Annotated in this window: 6 protein-coding genes; 5 read left to right on the top strand and 1 reads right to left on the bottom strand. The window is 33.2% G+C overall.

Annotated elements, in window-relative coordinates; translation table 11 throughout:
* The 3 genes from DIU01_RS08965 to queG form a co-directional block, all read left to right on the top strand.
* Positions 1 to 525, top strand: a 525-nt coding sequence (locus tag DIU01_RS08965) for a cbb3-type cytochrome c oxidase subunit I (RefSeq protein WP_290833647.1), incomplete at its 5' end; no start/stop codon positions are given.
* Positions 526 to 605: 80 nt separating this feature from the next.
* Positions 606 to 1628, top strand: coding sequence for a Holliday junction branch migration DNA helicase RuvB (ruvB, locus tag DIU01_RS08970; RefSeq protein ID WP_290833649.1), 1023 nt, complete (start codon positions 606 to 608; stop codon positions 1626 to 1628).
* 2 nt (positions 1629 to 1630) lie between these two features.
* Positions 1631 to 2554 (top strand): tRNA epoxyqueuosine(34) reductase QueG, encoded by a 924-nt coding sequence (gene queG / locus DIU01_RS08975; RefSeq protein WP_290833651.1) that lies wholly within the window; start codon positions 1631 to 1633, stop codon positions 2552 to 2554.
* Here the strand turns inward: queG and DIU01_RS08980 are convergent.
* Positions 2538 to 3563 (bottom strand): LacI family DNA-binding transcriptional regulator, encoded by a 1026-nt coding sequence (locus tag DIU01_RS08980; protein WP_290833653.1) that lies wholly within the window; start codon positions 3561 to 3563, stop codon positions 2538 to 2540. The two genes, queG and DIU01_RS08980, sit on opposite strands and share 17 nt — an antisense overlap.
* A 157-nt stretch (positions 3564 to 3720) precedes the next feature.
* Here DIU01_RS08980 and DIU01_RS08985 point away from each other — a divergent pair, with 157 nt between their 5' ends.
* Both DIU01_RS08985 and DIU01_RS08990 read left to right on the top strand, forming a co-directional pair.
* Positions 3721 to 6345, top strand: coding sequence for a TonB-dependent receptor (locus tag DIU01_RS08985; protein WP_290833655.1), 2625 nt, complete (start codon positions 3721 to 3723; stop codon positions 6343 to 6345).
* A gap of 153 nt (positions 6346 to 6498) precedes the next feature.
* Positions 6499 to 7244, top strand: a 746-nt coding sequence (locus DIU01_RS08990) for an MFS transporter (protein ID WP_290833657.1), incomplete at its 3' end; no start/stop codon positions are given.

The raw sequence follows: 7244 nt of genomic DNA on the forward strand, positions 1-7244 counted from the left end.
CACTTCCACTTAGTAATGGGTATTTCTGCTCTTTACGGAATGTTTGCTGGTATTTACCACTGGTATCCAAGAATGTTTGGTAGAATGTTAAATAAAAACTTAGGTTATATTCACTTTTGGGTAACTGCAGTTTGTGCTTACGGAGTTTTCTTCCCAATGCACTTCATCGGAATGGCTGGTTTGCCAAGACGTTATTATACAAATACAAACTTCCCATTATTTGATGATTTGCAAAATGTAAACGTAATCATTACTTGTTTTGCATTAGTTGGTGGTGCTTTCCAATTGGTTTTCCTTTGGAATTTCTTCCACAGCATGTTCTTCGGTAAAAAAGCTGAACAAAATCCATGGAGATCAAACACTCTTGAATGGACAGCTCCAGTAGAACACATTCATGGAAACTGGCCAGGAGAAATTCCTGAAGTTCACAGATGGCCTTACGATTATAGTAAGCCAGGTCATGACGAAGATTTTGTACCGCAAAATGTTCCAATGAAATCAGGTGAAGAAGTTTTACATCACTAAGATTTTAAATCAATATAAAAAATGCCTTTCATTTCGGAAGGCATTTTTATTTACTTATAACTTTGTTATATATTTGTAGTATGAACGAAAATTTAGATCCGACAAATAAAGGCTTCAATCCTGAAGAGCTTGACATTGAAAAAAAGTTAAGGCCTCTTTCGTTTGATGATTTTACAGGTCAAGAGCAGGTTTTAGAAAATCTAAAAGTGTTTGTTGAGGCCGCAAATCAAAGAGAAGAGGCACTTGATCATACTTTGTTTCATGGTCCACCAGGATTAGGAAAAACTACTTTGGCTAATATTTTGGCTAGTGAACTTGGTGTTGGTATTAAAATTACATCTGGACCTGTGTTAGACAAGCCGGGAGATTTAGCTGGTTTGTTGACAAATCTTGAGGAAAGAGATGTTCTTTTTATAGATGAAATTCATCGTTTGAGTCCTATTGTGGAAGAGTATTTGTATTCTGCAATGGAAGATTTCAAAATTGATATTATGATTGAATCTGGTCCGAATGCTAGAACGGTGCAAATTAATTTAAATCCTTTTACATTGGTTGGTGCAACTACTCGTTCTGGATTGTTGACAGCTCCAATGCGAGCTAGATTCGGAATCCAAAGTAGATTACAATATTACAATACAGAACTTCTAACAACCATTGTACAACGAAGTGCATCGATTTTAAAAATGCCAATTACAATGGAAGCTGCAATTGAAATCGCAGGTAGAAGTCGTGGTACGCCTCGTATAGCCAATGCACTTTTGCGTCGTGTGAGAGATTTTGCTCAAATTAAAGGAAACGGAAAAATTGATATTGAAATTGCACGATTTTCGCTAAAAGCATTAAACGTTGATGCGCACGGATTAGACGAAATGGACAACAAAATCCTTACGACAATTATAGATAAATTTAAAGGCGGACCAGTTGGATTATCTACTCTTGCAACAGCTGTTTCTGAAAGTGGTGAAACAATTGAAGAAGTGTATGAACCCTTTTTAATTCAAGAAGGTTTTATTATGCGTACACCTAGAGGTAGAGAAGTAACCGAAAAAGCATACAAACATCTTGGAAAAATTAAGTTGAATGTTCAAGGAGGACTTTTTTAATTTTGATTAACAACAAAGAAAAATTTACAAATCTCATAAAAACCGAAGCCAAACGCCTCGGTTTTCTTTCTTGTGGTATATCCAAATCTGGATTTCTTGAGGAAGAAGGACCACGATTAGAAAATTGGCTGAACAATCAAATGAATGGTCAAATGGGCTACATGGAAAACAATTTTGATAAAAGATTGAATCCTAATTTGCTTGTTGATGATGCTAAAAGTGTAATTTCACTATTACTAAATTATTATCCATCAGAAATTCAAAATGAGGAAAGTTATAAAATATCAAAATATGCCTACGGACAAGACTATCATTTTGTTATTAAAGATAAATTAAAAGAATTACTACATACAATTCAAACAGAAATCGGCGAAGTTTCGGGAAGAGCATTCGTAGATTCTGCACCAGTTTTAGACAAAGCTTGGGCAGCAAAAAGTGGCTTGGGATGGATTGGCAAAAACAGCAACCTATTAACTCAAAAAGTAGGTTCGTTTTATTTTATTGCCGAATTAATAATTGATTTAGAATTAGACTACGATTACGCCACAACAGATCATTGTGGAACATGTACAGCTTGCATCGACGCTTGCCCAACTGAAGCAATTGTCTCGCCTTATATAGTTGACGGAAGTAAATGTATTTCTTATTTTACAATAGAATTAAAAGACAATTTGCCAACTGAAATGAAAGGAAAATTTGATGATTGGGCTTTTGGATGTGATGTGTGCCAAGATGTTTGTCCATGGAATAAATTCTCAAAACCACACAACGAACCTCTATTTAATCCAAATCCTGAATTGTTGTCGTTTTCTAAAAAAGATTGGCAAGAAATTACAGAAGACACTTTTAAAAAAGTATTTAAAAACTCGGCTGTAAAACGAACCAAATTAGAAGGATTTAAAAGAAATATCAATTTTCTAAAGTAGATTCTCTTTCTATAATTTTTGTTTCTAATTCAATGGTTTTTGGTGTAAAAGAAAGTGATTCTTTTTTACAATTCATTTCTTCCAATAATAGACAGAACGATTGAACGCCCATTTCATAACTCGGCTGATCTACTGTACTAAGTTTTGGAGTTATTACTTGCGACATAAACCAATTACTAAATCCAATAACCTTGATTTGATTTGGAACTTTTACTCCAATTTCATTAAAATAATCTAATGCACCAACTGCAACCAAATCGGTAATTACAAAAACACCATCTACATCGGGATGATCTTTTATAATTTGCTCAGCAAAAAGTTTTCCTTCTTCAAATGTTACTTTTTCGCAAGTATAAACAAGTTTAGAATTATAAACGATATCGTGTTTTTCTAATGCTTTTTTGTATCCTAAAAACCGATCAATTGCATTTTGAGGATTTACAGGTCCACGAATGTGCGCTATTTTTTTACATCCTTTATTTATCAAATGAGCAACTGCATTGTAAGCCGCTTTTTGATCATTTATAATCACTTTGGAACAATTAACCAATTTAGAAATTTTGTCAAACATTACAAATGGAATTTCTCTCTTAATTAATTCTTTTATGTGATCATCATCATTAGACTCATTAGACAAAGACATAATTATTCCATCAACTCGCTTGTTCATCAACAATTCTACCTGCTTTTTTTCTAATTCTAATGATTCATTTGATTGTAAAATGATAACCAAATAGCCATTTTTTTCTGCTTCAGCAATAATACCATTAATGACATTCGAAAAAAAGTGATGCACAACTTCTGGAATTATTAAACCAATAGTTCTAGATTCTTTGGTTCTAAGATTTACTGCAAAAGAATTTGGGGTATATTGTAAGCTGTTAGCAAGATCTAAAACTGCTTTTCTAGTTTTAGGACTTACATCTGAGTAGTTTTTTAAGGCTTTAGAAACCGTCGTTATTGATATTCCTAAAGTTTCGGCGATTTGTTTAAGAGTAATATCTTTCATTTAACAAATATGGCACTTTTTTTTTAATTTCAAATCGAAAACGTTTTCGTACTTTTCGAAAACGTTTTCGGTACTCTATTCTCATTTTTGTAACACTAAATAATATAATTTCGAAATATTAATCAACCTATTTTATTAATCAAATAAAAATATTAAAATGAAGAAAATTACTAGTTTTTTGAAAAAAACGATGTTTTTAGTGGCAATTATGCTAATAAATCAATCGTTTGCTCAAAGTGGTGTTTTGTCAGGTAGCGTGAAAGACAACAAAGGCGAGGCCGTAATTGGTGCAAACGTTGTTGCTGGATCTAAATCTACAACAACAGATCTTGACGGTAAATACGCATTATCTGGAGTTGCAAATGGTAAAACAACAGTTTCAGTATCCTATATTGGATACAAATCAACTTCGCAAGAAGTAACTATCCAAGGCAATACAACGCTAGATTTTAGTCTGCAAGAAGATTCTTCAAACCTAGAGGAAGTTGTAGTAACTGGTGTTGTAAATCCGAAAACAAAATTAAAGTCGAGTGTTTCTGTTACGTCATTAGATGTAAAACAAATAGAACAATCTGCACCTAGATCTACTGCCGAAATTTTTAGAACTATCCCAGGTATTCGTTCAGAATCTTCTGGAGGTGAAGGAAATTCTAATATTTCTGTTCGTGGTGTGCCTATTTCTTCTGGTGGATCTAAGTATTTACAAATTCAAGAAGACGGTTTGCCAGTGCTTTTATATGGTGATATTGCTTTTGCAACTGCAGATATTTTTACAAGATTTGATAGAAATATTGCTAAGGTTGAAGCTATTCGTGGAGGTTCTGCATCGACACTTTCATCAAATTCTCCTGGTGGTATTATCAACTTTATTAGTAAAACTGGTAAAGTAGAAGGTGGAAGTATGGCTACAAGTTTCGGTTTAGACTACAATGATTTTAGAACCGATTTAGAATATGGTGCAAAAATTGGAGATGGTTTATACTTTCATGCTGGTGGATTCTACAGATCTGGTGAAGGAGTAAGAAGTCCGGGTTTTATAGCAAATAATGGTGGTCAAGTAAAATTTAATATTACAAAAGAATTCGAAAACGGTTCGGTAACTATTTACACGAAGTTTTTAAACGATAGAGCAGCATCTTATATGCCAATGCCAGTTCAAGTTACTGGTACAAATTCTAATCCTAATTGGGATAGCGTAAATGGTTTTGATGCAACGAATGGAGCATTACAATCGGTATACTTGAATCATAACGTAGGTCTTGGTCCTGATGGTGAATTGAGAAGAGGTAAGGTGAATGATGGAATGAATCCAATTTCAAAATCAATTGGTGCAAACGTAAATTTTGATTTACAAGATGGATGGAAAGTAACAAACAACGGTCGATTTTCTTCTAATAGCGGACAATTTATTTCTCCTTTCCCAGCTCAAGTTGCTTCGGCTTCTGATATAGCTACATCATTTGGCGCAGGATCAACTTTGTCTTATGCTAATGACGGAACTCCTTTTAACAATCCAAACGGTTTGGTAGCAAGAATTCACATGTTTGATGTGCAATTAAACAACTTCAATAATTTCATGAATGATTTAAGAATCACTAAAAAGTTTGATAATATCGGACTTGGAGTTACTGCTGGTTACTTTAAATCAATTCAAAATATTTCAATGTCATGGTTATGGAATTCTTATTTACAAGAAGTTTCAGATAACAATCCTCGTTTGATTAATGTAGCTGATGCTTCAGGAAATTCATTATCCGATAACGGATTATATGCATATGGAACTCCTTTTTGGGGTAACTTAGCTAGAAATTATGATACACAATATAATGTTTCTGCACCTTATGTAAATTTAGCTTTAGATGTAAATACTAATTTGTCTTTAGAAGGTGGATTGCGTTATGACAAAGGTCAAGTAAATGGTTCATTTGCTGGAGGAACTTCTACAACTTATGATATCAATAACGATGGCGCTATTTCTACTCCAGAACAAAATGTTTTCGCTATAAATACTGCAAACACAACTGCTGTTGATTATGATTATGACTATGTTTCTTATACTTTAGGTGGAAATTATTTGTTAAACGAACAACAATCAGTTTTTGCAAGATATAGTAAAGGTGCTTCTGCAAAAGCCGATAGAATTTTATTCTCAGGTTTAAATTACTTAGATGGAGATAGAATCAATGCTAAAGATTTCTTAGCGCAACTTGAAGTTGGATACAAAAGAAAATTCTCTAAAGGTTATTTTTATCTAACTGCTTTTCAAGCTGTAACAACAGAAGAAGGTGGATTCGAAGCTACATCAAATAGCATAATTGAAAATGATTACAAATCATTAGGTTTAGAGTTAGAAACATCATACAATGTAAATAGTGATTTTAATTTACGTGGTGGTTTAACTTATACTAAAGCCGAAATCACTTCTGGTGATAATGCTGGAAACGATCCAAGAAGACAACCAAAATTAATGTACAATTTCATCCCAACTTATAAATTCTCTCAAAAGAAAAATACTTTAGGATTGAGTTTTATTGGTCAAACAAAAGCGTATGCTCAAGACAACAATGACTTAGTTATGAATGGATTTTTAATCGTAAACGGATTTGTTGAAGTGGGTATTACAAAAGGACTTTCTGTAAATGTTTCTGGAAATAACTTGTTCGATACATTAGCTATTACAGAGGTTGAAGAAGGAAGTATTACTAACAACACAACAAACGTTGTTAGAGCAAGACCTTTACCAGGACGTTCTCTATCTATGGCATTAAACTATAGATTCTAAGATAATTTCAATGCTTTATTTTGTTGATAATTCCTGTACCAATTCTACTTGGTATGGGAATTATTTTTAAATTAAAGACCTTATTTTTACACAATTCAACTAATTCATATTCATTATTTTAAATTAATAATTTGTACTACCATGAGTAAAAAAATGAACTTAAGCTTTTGGCAAATTTGGAATATGAATGTTGGTTTTTTCGGAATCCAATACAGTTTTGGGTTGCAACAAACTGCTGTAAATCCCATATTTTCTTTTCTAGGTGCCGATCATCACGATTTGCCTTGGCTTAATCTGGCCGGACCAGTTACAGGTTTGCTAGTACAACCAATAATTGGAGCTTTATCAGATAAAACTTGGTCACCACGATTTGGTAGAAGAAAACCTTATTTTTTTATAGGTGCTATTCTATGCAGCTTGTGTCTTTTTCTGTTTCCGTTTAGCTCAAGCCTTTGGATGGCTGTTGGTTTATTATGGATTTTAGATGCTGCTAACAACACGGCAATGGAACCTTACAGAGCTTTTATTGGCGATAATCTTCCTCAAAATCAGCATACTTTCGGATTTCAAATGCAAAGTTTATTCGTTGGTGCCGGAATCACAATTGCTAACCTATCGCTATTTGTATTTCAAAAGTTTTTCAGTCAGCCAGCGGTTGAAAGTGCTTCTATTTGCCAAACAGATAATGCTAATTCCATTCCAACTTGGGTATATTATTCTTTTTTTATTGGTGCTTTTTGCTCAATAGCTTCAGTGCTTTGGTCTATTTATAAAACTCCAGAATATCCACCATCAGAAGAAGAATTGCAAAAATTAGTAGAAGAAAAACAAAAGAATAATAATTCCTTAAAAAGAATAATGGCGCCAATAATTGAAATTTTTCAATCTATTGCAAACCT

Source organism: Flavobacterium sp. (assembly GCF_003525665.1).
Classification (GTDB): Bacteria; Bacteroidota; Bacteroidia; order Flavobacteriales; family Flavobacteriaceae; genus Flavobacterium.

Coding starts and splice junctions, on each gene's coding strand:
- ruvB (WP_290833649.1), top strand. CDS start 606: ATGAACGAAAATTTAGATCCGACAAATAAAGGCTTCAATCCTGAAGAG.
- DIU01_RS08980 (WP_290833653.1), bottom strand. CDS start 3,563: ATGAAAGATATTACTCTTAAACAAATCGCCGAAACTTTAGGAATATCA.
- DIU01_RS08985 (WP_290833655.1), top strand. CDS start 3,721: ATGAAGAAAATTACTAGTTTTTTGAAAAAAACGATGTTTTTAGTGGCA.